This window comes from Bacteroides sedimenti (genome assembly GCF_040365225.1).
GTDB classification, from domain to species: domain Bacteria; phylum Bacteroidota; class Bacteroidia; order Bacteroidales; family Bacteroidaceae; genus Bacteroides; species Bacteroides sedimenti.
In genome coordinates this window covers 1,510,291-1,527,111 of record NZ_AP028055.1, presented here as the reverse complement: position 1 = coordinate 1,527,111, position 16,821 = coordinate 1,510,291, and the positions used below count along the sequence as shown (strand labels likewise).

Genomic DNA, 16,821 nt, shown 5'->3' with positions numbered 1-16,821 from the left:
TTAAGGGTTAGAGTACAAAAGCAGAAAGCTGTCCTAAACTGCCATTCATTGTTTTGATAAATGGTTTAGTTTAAAACAGCTTTCTGAAAGTTGAGGTTGAATGATATAAATCAGTTTATTGCTTTTCTGTTCTTGAATGAAGCGGACAAAAGATTACCGGGCAGGCTTGGCCAGCAATACCTGGTCGATAGCCTTTTTAAAGGTCGCCTTGTCTGCCGATCCGACAATAACTTGTGGGTCTCCCTTCATAGGGATGAACATTATGGTTGGTAAGCTCTCTATTCCGATTGCAGTTGCAAGCTCTTTTTCCTCGTCCGTATTTACTTTGTAGATAGTGATTTTTCCTTCATACTCTTTGGCCAGCTCTTTCATAAGAGGAGCTACCTGGCGGCAGGGTCCGCACCAGTCGGCATAAAAATCGATTACGGCAGGTAAGTTTCCTTTGAATTTCCATTCTTTGATATTGCGGTAGTCGGCAACGTTCTTCAGATACAAATCTTTATTCATCTGAATTACTACTCCTTTTCCTATTTTATTTTTGTTGCTTTGCTGACTTATTGTTTCTTTATTTGTTCCTTCTTTCTGATTCAACTGAGAATGAGCGTACGCAAAAGTGACCACTCCCAAAAGTACTACTGTGGCTATAATTAGAATTTTATTCATATTGTTTTATTTATATTTTTCAATGATTTCTTTTAAATCAGATGCTTGCATCACACCAGATTGTCTCCATTTAGGAGCTCCATCTTTGAATATCATCAGAGTCGGGACTGATTGAATCTGATATTTTGCAGCTAGTTCTTCGTACTGATCGACATCAATCTTGATGATTCTGGCCGAATCTCCTATTTGTTTTTTCAGGTCCTCAAGAATAGGCTTCATTATTTTGCAAGGACCACACCATTCTGCAAAGAAATCCACTAATACCGGACTATTACTCTGGATTACATCTACAAACTTTTCCATATATTTTCTATTTAATAGTTATTTATCTGATGAATTGGACAAATATATTATATATGGAGTGAACATCCAATTGTTGCTTTTTGTTTTTACCGGCAGATTTTTATTCTGCCGGGTTTTACTAACGGAACTACTATTTACTGAATAATGGCAGTATCAAAAGTAGTAGAGAAAGGGCAATCAGAATAATTACCGAGCCCCATCCGATAATATTGTTGACAGGCTTGTTTACATATTGGCCCATGATCTTTTTGTTATTCACCAGTAGAATCATGCATACAAGTACAACGGGCAGAAGAATTCCGTTGATAACCTGCGACCACAGCGATATCTCAATTAGTGGTGCATTAGGAATAAGGATGATGATGACAGAAAGAATAAGGATACCTGTATAGAGGATATAAAACTCTTTTGCTTCGTCCCATTTCTTGTCAATGCCGGCTTCGAACCCAAAAGCTTCACAAACATAAAAGGCTGTAGCCAATGGTAGGATGGTTGCCGAAAAGATAGAGGCAATGAAAAGACCAAACGCAAAGAACTGCGATGCGAGCTCGCCAGCAAGGGGCTTCAAAGCCATAGCAGCGTCCTTTGCTTCGTTTATCTGTACTCCGTTAACATGCAAAGTTGAAGCGCAGGCAACGATGATAAAGAAGGCAACTACAACGGTAGCAACGCATCCTACAACAATATCGATGAGGGAATATTTGTAATTCTTCATCTTCAGCCCTTTCTCGATAACGGACGATTGCATGTAAAACTGCATCCAGGGAGCAATGGTTGTACCGATAATACCGATAATCATGGCCAGACTCTTAGTGTTCATCTCCATTTGCGGATGAACCATTGCATGACCTATTTCTCCCCAATGAGGTTTTCCCATAACTGCTGATACAACGTACATTAATAATGAAATGCTGAATAGCAGAAATATTCGTTCGGCAATCTGATAGGTGCCCTTGACGACTAATATCCAAACCAGAATTCCGACTATGGGAACAGAAATGTATTTGCTTACCCCAAACAGTTCCATACTACCTGCCACACCTGCAAACTCGGTGGTGGTATTACCTATGTCGGCAGCAAGCAGACCGATAAATATAAAAAAGGTAATTTTTACTCCTGCATTCTCACGAATAAGGTCGGCAAGCCCTTTACCGGTAACAATACCCATTCGGGCATTCATCTCCTGAATAACGATAAGTACAATAAATGAAGGAACAAGTGTCCAGAGCAGATTATAGCCATAAACTGCACCTGCAACGGAATAGGTGGTGATTCCACCTGCATCGTTATCAACACTTCCGGTAATGATTCCAGGGCCTAGAATAGCCAGGAACATTCCTAGCTGACGAAAAAAAGTCTTTTTATTTTTGAACATAAAATGCGGTATTCTTATTTGTTGGTTCTGCGTTTGTTAATTAAGTCCTCGATAACGTCGTCAATGACTACCACTCCTTGTAGTATATCGTCATTATCGACTACCGGTATTGCCAACATGTTGTATTTGGAAACGAGTTCGGCGATTTCATCTATCTCCTCGTCATCCCGCAAAAAGATTGGGGAAGGCTGCATAATTTCGCTAACTTTTGTTTCGGGAGAGGAGACAACCATATCACGCAGTGAGAAGGTTGCGATTAATTCATCTTTCTCGTCGGTAACAAATAGATTATACAGTGTTGCTGCTTCGGGCTTCTTATCCCTCAGTTCATTCAGAATTTCATTGACGGTGATGTCTTTACTGAACGACATGTATTCGGTAGCCATGATACTTCCCACTGAGTTCTCCGGATAAACCAATAATTCCCGAACTTCCTGGGATGTTTTCTTTTCCATTTCGTTCAGCAGGAGTTCCGCTTTCTCGTCTTCCAGCGAATTTAAGATATCTGTGATCTCATCGGCTGGCATTTTCTCCAGAATATCGGCTGCTTTTTCTACCGAAAGACTTTCTATAAGATGAATCTGAACATCCGGTTCCAGCTCTTCAAGTACGTCGGCTGCTTTTTCTTCATCCAACGACAAGAACATCTCTTCGCTCGCTTTTCGACCTAAGTCTTCCATGATATCAGCCAAATCGGAAGGGTGAAGGGTTTGAAGCTTGGAATGACTTTTAGAAAGTTTTATGTTTAAGTTTGAAAAATCGATGGCTTCCACATCTTCCCAAAGAATAAACTTGGCTGGAATGTTGACATGGAACCTCGACAAGGTTCTTTTGATGGGTTTGGCAATCCCGATTCTTCGCAGTAGTCCTTCAATCCCTATATCTACCGCAACCGCAAAGGTGCCATTGGCAATGGTAGCAAGTCGGATATCGTTTACACGAACCAACTTTCGGCCGTTGAGATCAACGATTTGTTTATCAAGAACCACGCTTGCCAGGTGCAAGTCATTTTCAATGCTTTCAGGAGATAGTTCAACAAGTTGGTCACAGGTTATTTTCATTTTCCCGTTGACTTTGTCGACTTTAAAATATTGGAATGAATAAAATGCAAACTGACCGTTGCATTTGATTTTGATGCCATTTACCAGAGGACGTTCTGATGTTTGACTTAAATAGGCGGAATCGACTAGCAAATCCTTAACTGTACCCACAAAATTGCCGTTAGTGTTATACACTTTCTTTCCAATGACACGGCTTAAATAAAACGTGGTCAAAGATTTCATATACTCCTCTCTTTGTTTATGATATAGAAAGGAGCATGCGCAAACGAATGACAACTTCGCTATATCAGGTTAATACTCTAATTTTAATATATCCGCAGGGCCTTCGTCCATTTTTGTATGAAATTGATTTTTTAGTGGCGCAAAAGTACTTCCTTTTGGTTAAACAGAAAAACAATTATCCTTTTTTATACTAACAAGAAGAGTTAAATATTGTCATCTGTATTATGTTAAAAGTTATAAGCAGGCGCTCTTTTTATAAAATAAGAATAATTTAATTTGAAAATGTTTTTTTAAGAATTGTATTGGAAATTGAGTATATTTGTCTACTTTTGCAGCTGAAATCATTCTCAATATAAAATGGACGATTATCATAGTAAGAATTAACATCTGAACAAAGGTCTTTCGTGACTGAATCCTTTGTTCGTAATGAATGGAGGGTAAAACATGAAAACTTTTCTAAGAGGTAGCTATGGCTTAGAAGCTCTTTCTCAATGGGAACCAAACTGCTGGGTTAAAATAGAGTGTCCTGATGCTGAAGACTATGCGTACTTACAAAATACATTAAAAGTTCCAGAATATTTCCTTTCGGATATTGCCGATATTGATGAACGTCCGCGTGTGGAAACAGAAGATGAATGGACATTTATCATTTTAAGAATTCCTCACAGACAAGACGATTCTAAAGTTCCTTTTATTACGGTGCCACTCGGTATTCTTTTCAAGGATAACATCTGCATTTCCATTTGCCATTATCAAACGAATATGCTAAAAGATTTCCTGACGTTTTACCGTCGGAAAAATATGGGATTCACTGATACGGTGGACCTTATCTTTAAGCTTTTCCTTTCCTCATCGGTATGGTACCTGAAGTCGCTGAAAATTATCAATCAACGGATTGAGGCAGTGAAGAGAGACCTGGAACGTTCGATTGAGAATAAAGAATTGCTGAGCCTTTTCCACCTGGAAAATTGCCTGACGTTCTTTATCACCTCGCTGAAAGGTAACGAAATTCTGCTTTCCAGACTTAAATTCAAACTTCCGGTAGATGAACTTGACGTGGAACTGATTGAAGATGTGGAGATTGAACTAAAACAGGCTCATGAATCGGCCAACATCTACAGCAATATCCTGAGCGGAATGATGGATGCTTATTCTTCGATAATCAGCAATAACGTGAACAGCATCATGCGGATGTTGACATCCATTTCGATTATTCTTATGTTTCCCACATTGATTTCGAGCATGTTTGGAATGAACATAAAAAACGGGATGGAAGATACAAACTGGGGATTCGCTTTTGTATTTGGCATATCTGTTTTGATATGCGGCGGATTCTTATGGATTTTCAGAAAGAAGCGCTGGCTATAATCTTAAAATTAAATAACTTAACAGGAAAGTAATTCTGTATTAACCTGATTGTAATGTAATTGCATGACTTTTGTGTAGCAAAAAACAAAAGATTATGCAATTACGTACTTATTATCCTACCGTAGTTCTTTCGGACATTCACCTAGGAACAGCTCATTCAAAAACTGAAGAGGTGAGCTCCTTCCTTAAATCGATCAATTGTGATAAGCTTATTCTGAACGGAGACATCATTGATGGCTGGCAGTTGCAGAAAGGCGGACTCAACAAATGGAAAGCCAAACACACGCAATTCTTTAAAGTGATTATGAAAATGATGGAGAACTTCGGAACGGAAGTTATCTATGTACGTGGTAATCACGACGACTTTCTCGATAATCTGGCTCCGCTGACACTCTATAACCTTAAAATTGTAAAAGACTATACACACGAAAGTCACGGAAAACGCTATTACGTTACTCACGGAGATGTGTTCGACTCAGTAACCACCCAGATGAAATGGCTGGCCAAACTGGGCGATGTGGGATACTCCTTCCTGCTGTGGCTGAACAAAATATACAATGCCCGAAGGGTAAAGAAGGGTAAACCTTACTACTCGCTTTCACAATCCGTAAAACAGAAAGTAAAATCGGCGGTATCTTATATCTCCGATTTTGAAAAGGAACTAGTGGAATTGGCTCGCATAAAGCGGTGCAACGGCATTATCTGCGGACATATTCACCATCCCGAGAACAGGTTTTACGAAGAGATTCATTACCTGAATTCCGGCGATTGGGTTGAAACGCTTTCGGCTCTGGTTGAGGATGAAAAAGGAAACTGGAGCGTTCGTTATTATGAAGGAATGCTGATGGAGGCAAACCGAGAAGAGGTAATTGACGAAATCTGCATTGCATCATGAAATTCCTGTTCATAGTACAAGGAGAGGGTAGAGGGCATTTTACACAAGCCATCACCCTGGAAGAGATGTTGTTGAAGAACGGTCACGAAGTGGTGGAGGTACTAGTTGGTAAAAGCTCGTCACGGTCGCTTCCGGGATTCTTCAACCGGAATATCAAAGCGCCAGTTAAGCGGTTTATCAGTCCGAATTTCCTTCCATCCGCACAAAATAAGCGTGTTCACCTAGGGCGAAGCGTGGCTTATAACCTGCTTCATCTGCCGGCATATCTTAAAAGTATGCAATATATCAAGCAGCGCATAGACGAATCCGGCGCCGACGTTGTTATAAACTTCTACGAACTTCTCACAGGATTAACTTACACTTTCCTGCGTCCCCGGATTCCCTATGTGTGCATCGGGCATCAATATCTTTTTCTGCATAAGGATTTTGAATTTCCAAGGAAAAGCCCTTTCAGTCTCATGATGCTTCGCTTCTTTACCCGCCTTACCAGCATAGGCTGTTCTAAAAGACTTGCCCTCTCTTTCTCGAAGATGGATGACGATATGCACCTCAATATCAAGGTGGTTCCTCCGCTGCTGCGTCGTGAAATTTTTTCTCTTCAGCCGAAGCAAGGCGATTATATTCACGGATATATGGTGAATGCCGGCTATGCCGACCATGTGCTTTCCTATCATTTTAACCATCCGGAGCAGCCTTTGCACTTTTTCTGGGACAAACCCGATGCTCCCGAAGAGATGCAGGTAACGGAGAATCTCTCTTTTCATGCACTGAACGATGTGAAATTTCTGGAGTATATGAGCGGTTGTCGGGCATATGCCACCACAGCCGGGTTTGAATCGGTGTGCGAAGCAATGTATCTGGGAAAACCGGTGCTGATGGTTCCGGCACATATTGAGCAGGATTGCAATGCATATGATGCTGCCAGGGCAGGAGCCGGAATAATGGCCGACTCTTTTGAGTTGGACCGTTTGGTTGAGTTCTCGGAAGATTATATACCCAATCGTTCTTTTGTTTACTGGGTAAACAGTTGCGAACGACTTCTTATAGAGGAACTTGAAAAAAGTACCGACCATAGGCTGACACTTGCCATTCCTGCATTTTTTAATTGATGTAACTATGAAACTGAATAAAGAAGATTACGTTATAGAGCGTACCACCGATGGTGGATACTGCGCTTACCTCTCCTGGAATATGCAGTGTATGGTACATGGAGATACTCCCGAAGAGGCCCTCGATTCTCTTCAGGAAACAATAAATGACTATATCCATTGGATGTATCTGGTAGACGAATTCGTCTGATTATTACGTAAAATCTGATTTTTGATTAGATGAATTCCTTTCTCTATCCGGGTCTACCCGCCCTGTCCTCCCGGATGTACGGGTAGCGTCCATCCGGATGTACAGATGGTGTACATCCGGGTGTACGGACGTAAACACAACGGCAAATAATAATCTCTTGACCATTTAGAAGGATTTTATTGCTTATAAAGAGCAATTGTTATTTTATGAGTTGTAAAACCGATTACAGATGTTTGGAAGATACTGCACGATTTTGCATATTCTGTGTGGGCGTCATGCTTGAATGTGTTTTATTTTAAGGAGCTTGTCCATTTTAAACGGCTTGGCTATTTCTAAAAAAATATATTAGCCGGGGATATGAGATAACAAGGGGAGAGGAATGAGAAAAAAGAAGAATCGCCAACAATGTAGACTCTGAGATAAAAGATCATTCTTGTCAGGTAAATTTTTTTAGAATAGTATCTAATCTATTAATTTACAATTTGTTATGCCGTTTTCTAGTAAGCGGGGCTTACTATCCAAAACATATCTATCAATCAATTAGTTAAGTAGGTTTATCAGATAGCAATAATAAAAGATGTCAAGTGGGTGAGGAATCTTGAGTTCGTTGGATAGATGGATATAAAAAGCCCCTTATTTTGACTCTTTCTTGGATTGAATAGAGTAAAATAAGGGGCTTTTCATTATGAGCATCTCTTTTAGAATTTCAAAAATGGAAATCTCGAAAAAGATGCCCTATTCTTATTTGGATGATTCAGGTCATTCCTTGATGGTCATCTCTTTAATTAGATGCGATGCTCCGGCAAACTTATCGATGATGAAAAGTGTGTATCGGATATCAACCACGGCAGCTCTTTGTGAAGAGGGGCGGAAAGCGATATCGCCAGTCAATCCCTCATAGTTGCGGTCGAACGCGGTGCCAATCAGTTCTCCTTTGCCATTGAATACCGGACTTCCTGAGTTTCCGCCGGTGTTATCGGTATTGGTTATAAAGCAGACGGGCATCTCTCCGTTCTTCATCGCATAGCGCCCAAAGTCCTTCTTTTCGTAGAGTTCCTTCAGTTTGGCAGGTACCACGAACTCCCAGTTGTTTGGGTCCTCTTTCTGCATTACCCCTTTCAGTGTGGTATAGTAGTTGTACACAATACCGTCGGCAGGTTCGTAAGGAAGTACCTGTCCGTAGGTTAGTCGCAGTGTAGAGTTTGCATCGGGATAGATGGCCAATCCTTCTGATTTTCTCAGTTCCATCATTCCTTTCACCCATGTTTTATGAGCTGCCGAGTAGGATTTGTCCATCTCCTTCATTTCATTGGCTGTTTGCTTCAGCCCTTCTGCAACCGAGAGGCTGTATTGTACCATCAAGTCTTTTTCCAACTTATTGATGCCGGGCTTGTTGATGAATTTATCGAAATTCTCCTTCGAGCCGAAGATGGAGTTGTTGAAACATGCATCAACAAAAGCAGCAGTGTTTCCTTTGAACTGATTTTCGATGGCATTGAAGATGGAGATTCTTTTTCCTTGAGGAATCAACGCGGCATAGACTTTCAACATCTCTTTCGATACTTTTCTGTCTACCGCGGGACTGTAGTCCTTATTGAAATAGTTCTCCGCAGCTTTCTTCAAAGCCTCTTTTTCTGTCTCGATTGCTGTCTGGTCTTTCTTTTTCAGGGCTTCGAGCAGAGCTGAAACAGAAGGAACTTTAGAAAATTCGGTTCCGGTTGAAAGAGCCTCCAGTAGAATTTGCTGGTGATAGGTTGCATCTCTTCTTTTGGCAACGATATCGCGTATCTGGTCGAAGGCTTGCTGATAAGAATTATCATTGTGCGCACGTCCGTAAGCCAGAAGCTTCTCTTGCTGTTCCTTCTTGGTGTCGAGCACTTTAAGACGAAGCAACCCTTCGTTCATGCCGATGGCATTTTTCCAGTAGTTGGCCGAAGAGGCATATTTGCTGGCATACTGAATACGTACGGCCGGGTCTTTCTGCATCTCTTCCATCATTGCCGCCTGACGGATACCGCGGATGGTGTCGCGGGCAAAGTTGGTTGTCTGCATACGCTCTTCCACTTCGTCTGAAATCATGTATCGCCAGTTGCGCCCCGGGAATCCCATAGTAACGGTAAAGTCGCCCTCTTTCACTCCGCTGATGTTAAGTGTGAAGTGTTTCTTCACTTTCAACGGAACATTATCCTGCGAATATTCAGCCGATTTTCCATCTTTGTCGGCATAGATGCGGAAGATGGAGAAGTCGCCTGTTTGGCGGGGCCACATCCAGTTGTCCGTATCAGCACCAAACTTGCCGATAGAAGAGGGAGGTGCCCCAACCATGCGGATATCCTTATATACGGTCTTCACGAAGAGGTAATATTTGTTTCCTCCGTAGAAAGCCTTTAGTTCCAGAGTGGTTGAGGGTGTCTGCTCAATCTTGTTCTCCTCTGCAAATCGCTTGGCTACTGTTTCCAGGTATTTGGGAGACAGGTAATTGATTCCTTCCGGGTCTTCGTCTTTCTTCAGGCAATCCTGTACATAAGGCGTCACATCAAGGATTTTATCAATAAATGTCACAGTCAGTCCTTTGCAAGGGAGTTCCTGTTGGCGGTTCATTGCCCAGAATCCGTCGGTCAGGTAGTCATGCTCTACGGAACTGTGCTGCTGAATGTAGCTATATCCGCAGTGATGATTGGTCAGTACCAATCCTTCGGATGAGATAATCTCGCCAGTACAGCCACCACCAAAGTGTACCACAGCATCCTTAATGCTGATGCCATTGGGGTTATAAACTGAATCAACTGGAATCAGTAATCCCAGTTCGTACATGGCAGCTGCATTCTGCTCTTTCAAATCGGGCAGCATCCACATCCCCTCATGGGCATGACTGCCCATAAAGGTAAAGAATGCGGATATTGCCAATAATAATTTCTTCATAAAATAGTAATTGTTCTTATTCAAGAATTGTCATTTCGTCAATCAGGTGTTTGCTGTTACCCATTTTTTCGATGATGAACAGCACATAGCGGATGTCCACACAGATACATCTCTGCAGATCGTTATCGAAATTGATGTCACCGCTTAATGATTCCCAGTTTCCGTCGAAGGCACAGCCTATAAGTTCGCCTTTACCATTGATAACCGGACTACCGGAGTTACCTCCTGTAATGTCGTTGGTAGAAAGGAAGCAAACCGGCATTTCACCGTTCTTCATGGCATAACGTCCGAAGTCTTTATTGTTATATAGTTCTTTCAGTTTAGCAGGAACAATGAACTCACGGTTGTTGGGGTCTTCTTTTTCCATGATACCTTTCATGGTTGTGAAGTATTTATAGTGTACCCCGTCTTTTGGGTCGTACGATTTTACGTTTCCGTAAGTAAGGCGAATGGTGAAATTGGCATCCGGATAAGATGGAACCGGTTCCTTCATTTCGCATAAACCACGTACGTAGATCTTGTGAAGCAGTGTGAACGGCTCCATCAACTGAGAACGTTGGTCGAGCAGTGTTTGATACTTTTCGTATTTAGAACGAACGAATTTAATCATCAAATCCTTCTCCAAAGCCTTTTTATTCGGGTTCTTGATGAACTGGTCGAAATTGGCCTTGCTTGCAAATATGGAATTGTTGTAGCAAGCATCTACAAATTTGTTGTAATCGCCTTTGAACTCTTTCTCTATGAAAGAATAGATAGATGGACGCTGATTGGCCGGAATCATTTCTGCGTACAAAGGCAGGAGAGCTTTCGCCACTTTGCGGTCTACCTCATGATCGTAATCTTTATTGTGAATTTGGTCAAACACCTGCTTCATTTTTTCGATGTTTGAATCAATCTGTGCCTTGTCCTTTTTATCAAGTGCTTCCTTCAAAGCATCGCACAATTGGTAAGGTGCACCGAATTCAATTCCACTGAAGAAAACCTCACGGAAGCAGGTCCACTGATAATTAAATGCAGAAGATTTTTCCACAGCATCATCAATGCTCTTAACTACAGCCATGTATTCCTGGTTGCCTTTTGCTTTGGCAAATTCCTGGAATCTTTTTTCCTGAGCAATTTTAGTTTCAATTACCTTGTTATCGATAATCGCCTTATTCATTCCGATAGAATTCTTCCAGTAGTTGCTAGATTGTGCATATTTAGTAGCATATTGAATACGTACTTTGTCGCTCTTGTTCATTTCATCTTTTAAAACATCCTGGCGTACCCCTCTTATTCGGATTCTTGGTTCGTTCTGGGAATCCATTCGTTCCTTTACTTCCGATGCGGTTAGGTAACGTGAAGTGCTTCCCGGAAAGCCCATAATCATGGCGTAATCTCCTTCTTCAATTCCTTTCAGGGAGATTGCTAAATGTTTTTTGCATTTTAACGGAACATTGTTTGGACTGTATTCAGCAGGCTCGCCGTTTGCATTTGCATAAATACGGAACATGGAGAAGTCGCCGGTATGACGAGGCCACATCCAGTTATCAGTTTCACCGCCAAACTTACCGATGGAAGAGGGGGGAGCGGCTACCATGCGTACGTCGCTGTATCTTTTCTTATATAGAAGATAGAACTTGTTGCCTGCGTAAAATGGCAGAGCCTGAGCGCTTATTCCCGGTTTTCCCTTCAAGTCGCTTTTATTCAGCAGTTCTCCGGCCAGTTTATCAAGGAAGTCTGAAGTCAAAGCATTAATTGCGGTAACTTCGCCAGCTTTGATTTTTGCATTTACGATGTCTGTAATGTCTTCAATTCTTTCGATGAAAGTGAATGCCAGTCCCGGAGTTGGAATCTCTTCCTTGCGACTTTTAGCCCAGAATCCGTCAGTCAGGTAATCGTGTTCCACCGAACTGTGTTGCTGAATGGCGCCATATCCACAATGGTGATTAGTCAATATCAGCCCTTCAGAAGAAATAATCTCACCTGTACAGCCTCCTCCGAAAATGCCTACAGCATCTTTCAGTGAAACTCCGTTTGGATTGTACAAATCGTCGGCTTCCAATTGCAAGCCTTGCTTCTTCATCATGTCAATGGAATGTTGTTCCTTCATTAACTGTAGAAGCCACATACCTTCATCTGCTCTTGCAGATACAAATGTCAGCACTATCAGTGCGAACAGAGTAGTCTTTAATTTATTCATGCAATTAATATTTAGTCATTGATATTTTTGCAAAGATATAATTAATATTTATACATTCTTTAATCTATTTCACAACTTGATGCGAAATAGAGAATTTTATATTTCATTATTTTTTCTCCTGATTTTTTATTGTAATGAAATGTCTGGGAAGAATCTTTTTACTAATTAAGGACGAGAATTATTTATTTTGAAAAATTTCAGATATTAGCTTTTAATGTTCTATTACAGAATGTGTAAATGGAGTAAACGAATCCATTTTTGAGTTAATTTTCAGATTGGGAGAAAGAATTATATCGACAAAAGTTTTAAATTATAATAAAATGTTTCTTCGACTAAATTATTGGTGTTACATTTGCCACACTAATAAATAACAAAGGTTTTAAATATTTAGACAGAATATGATTAAGTTCTACTCTTCTTTGATTCTTTTTATTTTGGCATTGACTTCTTGCAGTAAGAGCTATAAAGTAACAGGTGTTTCTTCTGTGTCAAGTCTGGATGGAAAGATGCTCTATCTTAAAACATCTCATAATGGACAGTGGGTAACTGTTGATTCGGCTGAGGTTATTCATGGAGAGTTCTCAATGAAAGGAAGTCTGGATTCTGTTCAGTTGGTATCTCTGTTCATGGATGATGAGAACATAATGCCTATGGTACTTGAGGGAGGGAATATCGAAATTTCGATTTCTAATACTAAACTGACTGTAAAGGGTACTCCGTTGAATGATAAATTATATGCTTTTGTTGACAAAAAAGCGTCGATGGATACGAGAGTTGAAGAGTTGGGAAGAAAAGAAGCAAAGATGATTCTCGACGGAGTAGATCCTGAAGTGATCAAGAAACAGATGGCCAAAGAGAGCGACAAACTGATGACAGAAATGAATGCCTATGTCAAGTCGTTTATTTGCGAAAACTACGAGAATGTTTTAGGACCGGGTGTTTTTATGATGATGTGCAGTAATTTCCCTTATCCGTTGATGACACCTGCTATGGAAGATATTGTTAAGAGTTCGCCTAATTGCTTTAAAAATAATCCTTTGATTAAAGAATATGTAACAAAGGCGCATGAGAATATGCAATCAATTCAAGAGTATCAAATTATGCAGCATAATGCAGAACAGCAGGCTTCGATGGTATCAAGGCCTGCTGCTTCTGCAAACTAATTTTTAAATCTTTGAGACTGTTTACTTTTGCTCTTTCTTTATTTTGTTTTCCTATATTCAACATATTGCCAAGCGGTGATATGCCTGTTATTTTTCTCATATAAGGCCTTAGCAAACAAAAATATTTTAGAGCAAATGAATCTGTACAAATTATATTTGGAGATTTAAACAGACTCTTAATCCTGATCCGGATTGATTACCATCCCTTTATGTTTTTCAGGGAGAGCACTTTCAATTACCTGATATGATTCCTCCAGTGTTTCCTGGATATTTATTAACCCTTTTCCTTTTGGAGGAATTGGTTTGTGAATCGTGAGTGTCATTTTATGAGGATGAATCCATTTACCTGTTCGGGGAAGAATCTCAAATGAACCGTCAATGGTTAGAGGAACCACAGCTAGCTGCAAGTCATCAGCCAACTGAAATGCTCCTTTTTTGAAATATCCCATGTGGCCGGTAAAGCTTCGTGAACCTTCCGGAAAAACAACAACGGAAGTCCCTTCGGTAAGACTGGCTTTCGCTTTTCTAATTGTTTCCAGTACCTTTTTAGGACCACTTCTGTCAACGAAGATATGACCAGCCTCTTCACAGGCTTTTCCTACAAAAAGAATCTTGCGAATCCCTTTTTTCATCATCCACTTAAAATTTCTTCCCAGATAACCATATATAAGGAATATATCAAATGATCCTTGATGGTTGGCAACAAAGACATATGAAGTTTTTTCTCTCAAATTCTCACGTCCTTTGACTTCAACGCGGATTAAAAGAAAAAAACAGATCAACTTTGACCAGATTTTACCAGGATGATACCCCCAAAAATGGGCACTCCCCAATGTGCATCCCACAGTTGTGGTCAGCGCGGTAAGGATTGTCAATACCAGAAGTATGGGAAGTGCAACGCAAATTTGGTAGATATAATATAAGATTTTCATGCGATTATTTCAATACACCTAATTCTTTTCCAACTTTAATGAAAGCTGCGATACATCTGTCAAGATGCTCTTTGTCGTGACCGGCAGAGAGTTGAACGCGTATTCTGGCCTGATCTTTTGGAACAACCGGGTAATAGAATCCTGTTACGTAAATACCTTCTTCCTGTAACTTGGCAGCATATTGCTGTGACAACTTAGCATCGTAAAGCATTACTGCACAAATGGCACTCTGAGTTGGCTTGATATCGAATCCTGCTTCCATCATCTTAGTGCGGAAATAAGTAACATTTTCAACCAGTTTATCGTGTAGAGAGTTGCTCTCTTTCAACATCTTGAAAACTTCAAGACTGGCACCAATAACTGCTGGTGGAATAGAGTTAGAGAAAAGATAAGGACGTGAGCGTTGACGAAGAATGTCGATAATCTCTTTGCGACCAGTTGTAAATCCACCAATCGCTCCACCAAATGCTTTACCTAAAGTTCCTGTTAGAATATCAATATGGCCGTAAGTGTTGAATTGTTCGTTAACACCATGTCCTGTTTTACCAACCACACCTGCAGAGTGGCATTCGTCCACCATAACCAGAGCGTCATATTTCTCGGCTAGTTCGCAAATCTTGTCCATTGGAGCTACATTTCCGTCCATAGAGAACACACCATCAGTAACAATGATGCGGAAACGTTGTTCCTGTGCTTCAATTAGGCATCTTTCCAGATCAGCCATGTCTGCGTTGGCATAGCGATAGCGTTTTGCCTTGCAGAGTCTTACACCATCGATGATAGATGCATGGTTCAATGAGTCGGAGATGATTGCGTCTTCTTGACCGAACAAAGGTTCGAATACACCACCGTTGGCATCAAAGCAAGCAGCATAAAGAATGGTGTCTTCTGTCTGGAAATATTCTGAGATAGCAGCTTCCAGCTCTTTGTGAATGTCTTGAGTTCCGCAGATGAAACGCACTGAAGACATCCCATATCCGCGCTTGTCCATCATCTCTTTTGCAGCCTCGATTAATCGTGGATTATTTGATAATCCCAGGTAGTTGTTTGCACAAAAGTTGAGTACTTCTTTTCCGTTAACGTTAATTGCAGCTTGCTGTGCACTCTCAATTAATCTTTCTTCTTTGTAGAGTCCTGCCTCTTTAATCTCAGTAATTGTATTACTGAGGTAATCTTTCATTTTGTTGTACATGATTTGTTTTTAAAAAAGTTACTTTTGTATGTTTTTTTAGGCCACCATTTATGGTCTTAGTGATTTACGATACAAAAATCATTATTTTTTTTGAATAAACAATCTTTTTGTTCTAGTTATTAAAAAAATATATTTATTTTGCAGTCCAATTCTAACAAATTTAAATAATAAACACAATGAAGAACATTTTGGTAGTGGGTGCCACCGGACAAATCGGGTCTGAACTCACGATGGAGTTACGAAAACGGTATGGAAATGAACATGTGGTTGCAGGTTATATTGCAAGTGCTCCACCTCAGGGGGAGTTGCGTGATTCAGGACCAGCCGAGTTAGCTGATGTAACTGACAAAGAAATGATTTCAGCGGTTGTGGAAAAATACAAGATTGATACAATCTATAATCTTGCAGCACTTCTTTCTGTAGTGGCAGAAAGCAAACCCATGCTTGCGTGGAATATTGGTATTAACGGATTGCTTAATATTCTTGAAATTGCTCGCGAACACAACTGTGCCGTTTTCACCCCCAGCTCAATTGGTTCTTTCGGACCTTCAACTCCTCACGTTAAAACTCCTCAAGATACTGTTCAACGTCCAACAACGATGTACGGAGTTACGAAAGTAACTACAGAGCTTGTGAGCGATTATTATTTTCACAAATACGGAGTAGATACTCGCGCAGTTCGTTTCCCTGGGATTATCTCCAACGTAACACCTCCGGGAGGAGGAACGACCGATTATGCTGTGGATATCTATTATTCGGCAGTAAAGGGTGAAAAATTCATCTGCCCTATTAAAGAAGGTACTTTGATGGATATGATGTATATGCCCGATGCGTTGAATGCTGCTATTTCTTTGATGGAGGCTGATGCTTCCAGACTTGTACATCGCAATGCATTCAATATTGCTGCCATGAGCTTCTCTCCGGAACAGATTTTTGCAGAAATCAAGAAACACATTCCATCTTTTGAAATGGAATATAATGTAGATCCATTGAAACAATCTATTGCCGATAGCTGGCCAGATAGTCTGGATGACACTTGTGCACGCGAAGAATGGGACTGGAAACCTCAGTACGATTTATCGACTATGACTATTGACATGATTGAAAAATTAAGAGCTAGAAATATTTAATTTAAGAGCAACAAAAAATCTAGTCTGAAAAGAAGAATAAATATTCTAATGATAGGATTTTTTTGATTTGCTTTTCAGATGAGACAAAATAAAAGAGGGAGAAATCTTTAATTG

Annotated in this window: 15 protein-coding genes; 6 read left to right on the top strand and 9 right to left on the bottom strand. The window is 40.4% G+C overall.

Going from position 1 to position 16,821, the window contains the following annotated elements; translation table 11 throughout:
- Positions 1–153: 153 nt before the first annotated feature.
- From trxA (ABWU87_RS06210) to ABWU87_RS06195, 4 genes are all read right to left on the bottom strand, one after another.
- Positions 154–663, bottom strand: coding sequence for a thioredoxin (gene trxA / locus ABWU87_RS06210; RefSeq protein ID WP_353334122.1), 510 nt, complete (start codon positions 661–663; stop codon positions 154–156).
- A gap of 6 nt (positions 664–669) precedes the next feature.
- On the bottom strand, positions 670–966 hold the full coding sequence (gene trxA, locus ABWU87_RS06205) for a thioredoxin (RefSeq protein ID WP_353334121.1): 297 nt from the start codon (positions 964–966) through the stop codon (positions 670–672).
- 130 nt (positions 967–1,096) lie between these two features.
- Entirely contained in the window at positions 1,097–2,341 is a 1,245-nt protein-coding gene (locus ABWU87_RS06200; protein ID WP_353334120.1) for an Nramp family divalent metal transporter, read from the bottom strand.
- 14 nt (positions 2,342–2,355) lie between these two features.
- Positions 2,356–3,624: a magnesium transporter gene (locus ABWU87_RS06195; RefSeq protein WP_353334119.1), complete on the bottom strand. Its 1,269-nt coding sequence runs from the start codon at positions 3,622–3,624 to the stop codon at positions 2,356–2,358.
- 444 nt (positions 3,625–4,068) lie between these two features.
- On the opposite strand from ABWU87_RS06195, the gene ABWU87_RS06190 reads away from it, so the two are divergent.
- The 4 genes from ABWU87_RS06190 to ABWU87_RS06175 all read left to right on the top strand — a co-directional run bounded on the left by ABWU87_RS06190 (position 4,069) and on the right by ABWU87_RS06175 (position 7,186).
- Positions 4,069–4,992 (top strand): magnesium transporter CorA family protein, encoded by a 924-nt coding sequence (locus ABWU87_RS06190; protein ID WP_353334118.1) that lies wholly within the window; start codon positions 4,069–4,071, stop codon positions 4,990–4,992.
- 94 nt (positions 4,993–5,086) lie between these two features.
- Positions 5,087–5,887, top strand: coding sequence for a UDP-2,3-diacylglucosamine diphosphatase (locus ABWU87_RS06185; protein WP_353334117.1), 801 nt, complete (start codon positions 5,087–5,089; stop codon positions 5,885–5,887).
- A complete protein-coding gene (locus ABWU87_RS06180; RefSeq protein WP_353334116.1) occupies positions 5,884–6,996 on the top strand; it encodes a glycosyltransferase family protein in 1,113 nt (370 codons plus the stop codon). The genes ABWU87_RS06185 and ABWU87_RS06180 overlap by 4 nt, the downstream gene beginning before the upstream one ends.
- Positions 6,997–7,003: 7 nt before the next feature.
- The gene (locus ABWU87_RS06175) at positions 7,004–7,186 is read left to right on the top strand and encodes a type II toxin-antitoxin system HicB family antitoxin (protein WP_353334115.1); all 183 of its coding nucleotides are present in this window, start codon (positions 7,004–7,006) and stop codon (positions 7,184–7,186) included.
- A gap of 3 nt (positions 7,187–7,189) precedes the next feature.
- Here ABWU87_RS06175 and ABWU87_RS06170 read toward each other — a convergent pair whose 3' ends face one another.
- From ABWU87_RS06170 to ABWU87_RS06160, 3 genes are all read right to left on the bottom strand, one after another.
- Positions 7,190–7,351 carry a hypothetical protein gene (locus ABWU87_RS06170; protein ID WP_353334114.1) on the bottom strand — a complete coding sequence of 54 codons (162 nt, stop codon included), beginning with the start codon at positions 7,349–7,351 and terminating at the stop codon, positions 7,190–7,192.
- A 594-nt stretch (positions 7,352–7,945) separates the two neighbouring features.
- The gene (locus ABWU87_RS06165) at positions 7,946–10,108 is read right to left on the bottom strand and encodes a S46 family peptidase (RefSeq protein WP_353334113.1); all 2,163 of its coding nucleotides are present in this window, start codon (positions 10,106–10,108) and stop codon (positions 7,946–7,948) included.
- 16 nt (positions 10,109–10,124) lie between these two features.
- Positions 10,125–12,290, bottom strand: a complete 2,166-nt coding sequence (locus ABWU87_RS06160) for a S46 family peptidase (protein WP_353334112.1) — start codon at positions 12,288–12,290, stop codon at positions 10,125–10,127.
- Between the two features lie 398 nt (positions 12,291–12,688).
- Between ABWU87_RS06160 and ABWU87_RS06155 the strand changes: the two genes are divergently transcribed.
- A complete protein-coding gene (locus ABWU87_RS06155; protein ID WP_353334111.1) occupies positions 12,689–13,453 on the top strand; it encodes a DUF4369 domain-containing protein in 765 nt (254 codons plus the stop codon).
- Positions 13,454–13,629: 176 nt separating this feature from the next.
- On the opposite strand, the gene ABWU87_RS06150 is transcribed toward ABWU87_RS06155, so the two are convergent.
- Both ABWU87_RS06150 and kbl read right to left on the bottom strand, forming a co-directional pair.
- Positions 13,630–14,385, bottom strand: coding sequence for a lysophospholipid acyltransferase family protein (locus ABWU87_RS06150; protein WP_353334110.1), 756 nt, complete (start codon positions 14,383–14,385; stop codon positions 13,630–13,632).
- A gap of 4 nt (positions 14,386–14,389) precedes the next feature.
- On the bottom strand, positions 14,390–15,577 hold the full coding sequence (kbl, locus tag ABWU87_RS06145) for a glycine C-acetyltransferase (RefSeq protein ID WP_353334109.1): 1,188 nt from the start codon (positions 15,575–15,577) through the stop codon (positions 14,390–14,392).
- A 176-nt stretch (positions 15,578–15,753) separates the two neighbouring features.
- Here kbl and ABWU87_RS06140 point away from each other — a divergent pair, with 176 nt between their 5' ends.
- On the top strand, positions 15,754–16,707 hold the full coding sequence (locus ABWU87_RS06140) for an NAD-dependent epimerase/dehydratase family protein (RefSeq protein WP_353334108.1): 954 nt from the start codon (positions 15,754–15,756) through the stop codon (positions 16,705–16,707).
- The last annotated feature ends 114 nt before the right edge of the window (positions 16,708–16,821 follow it).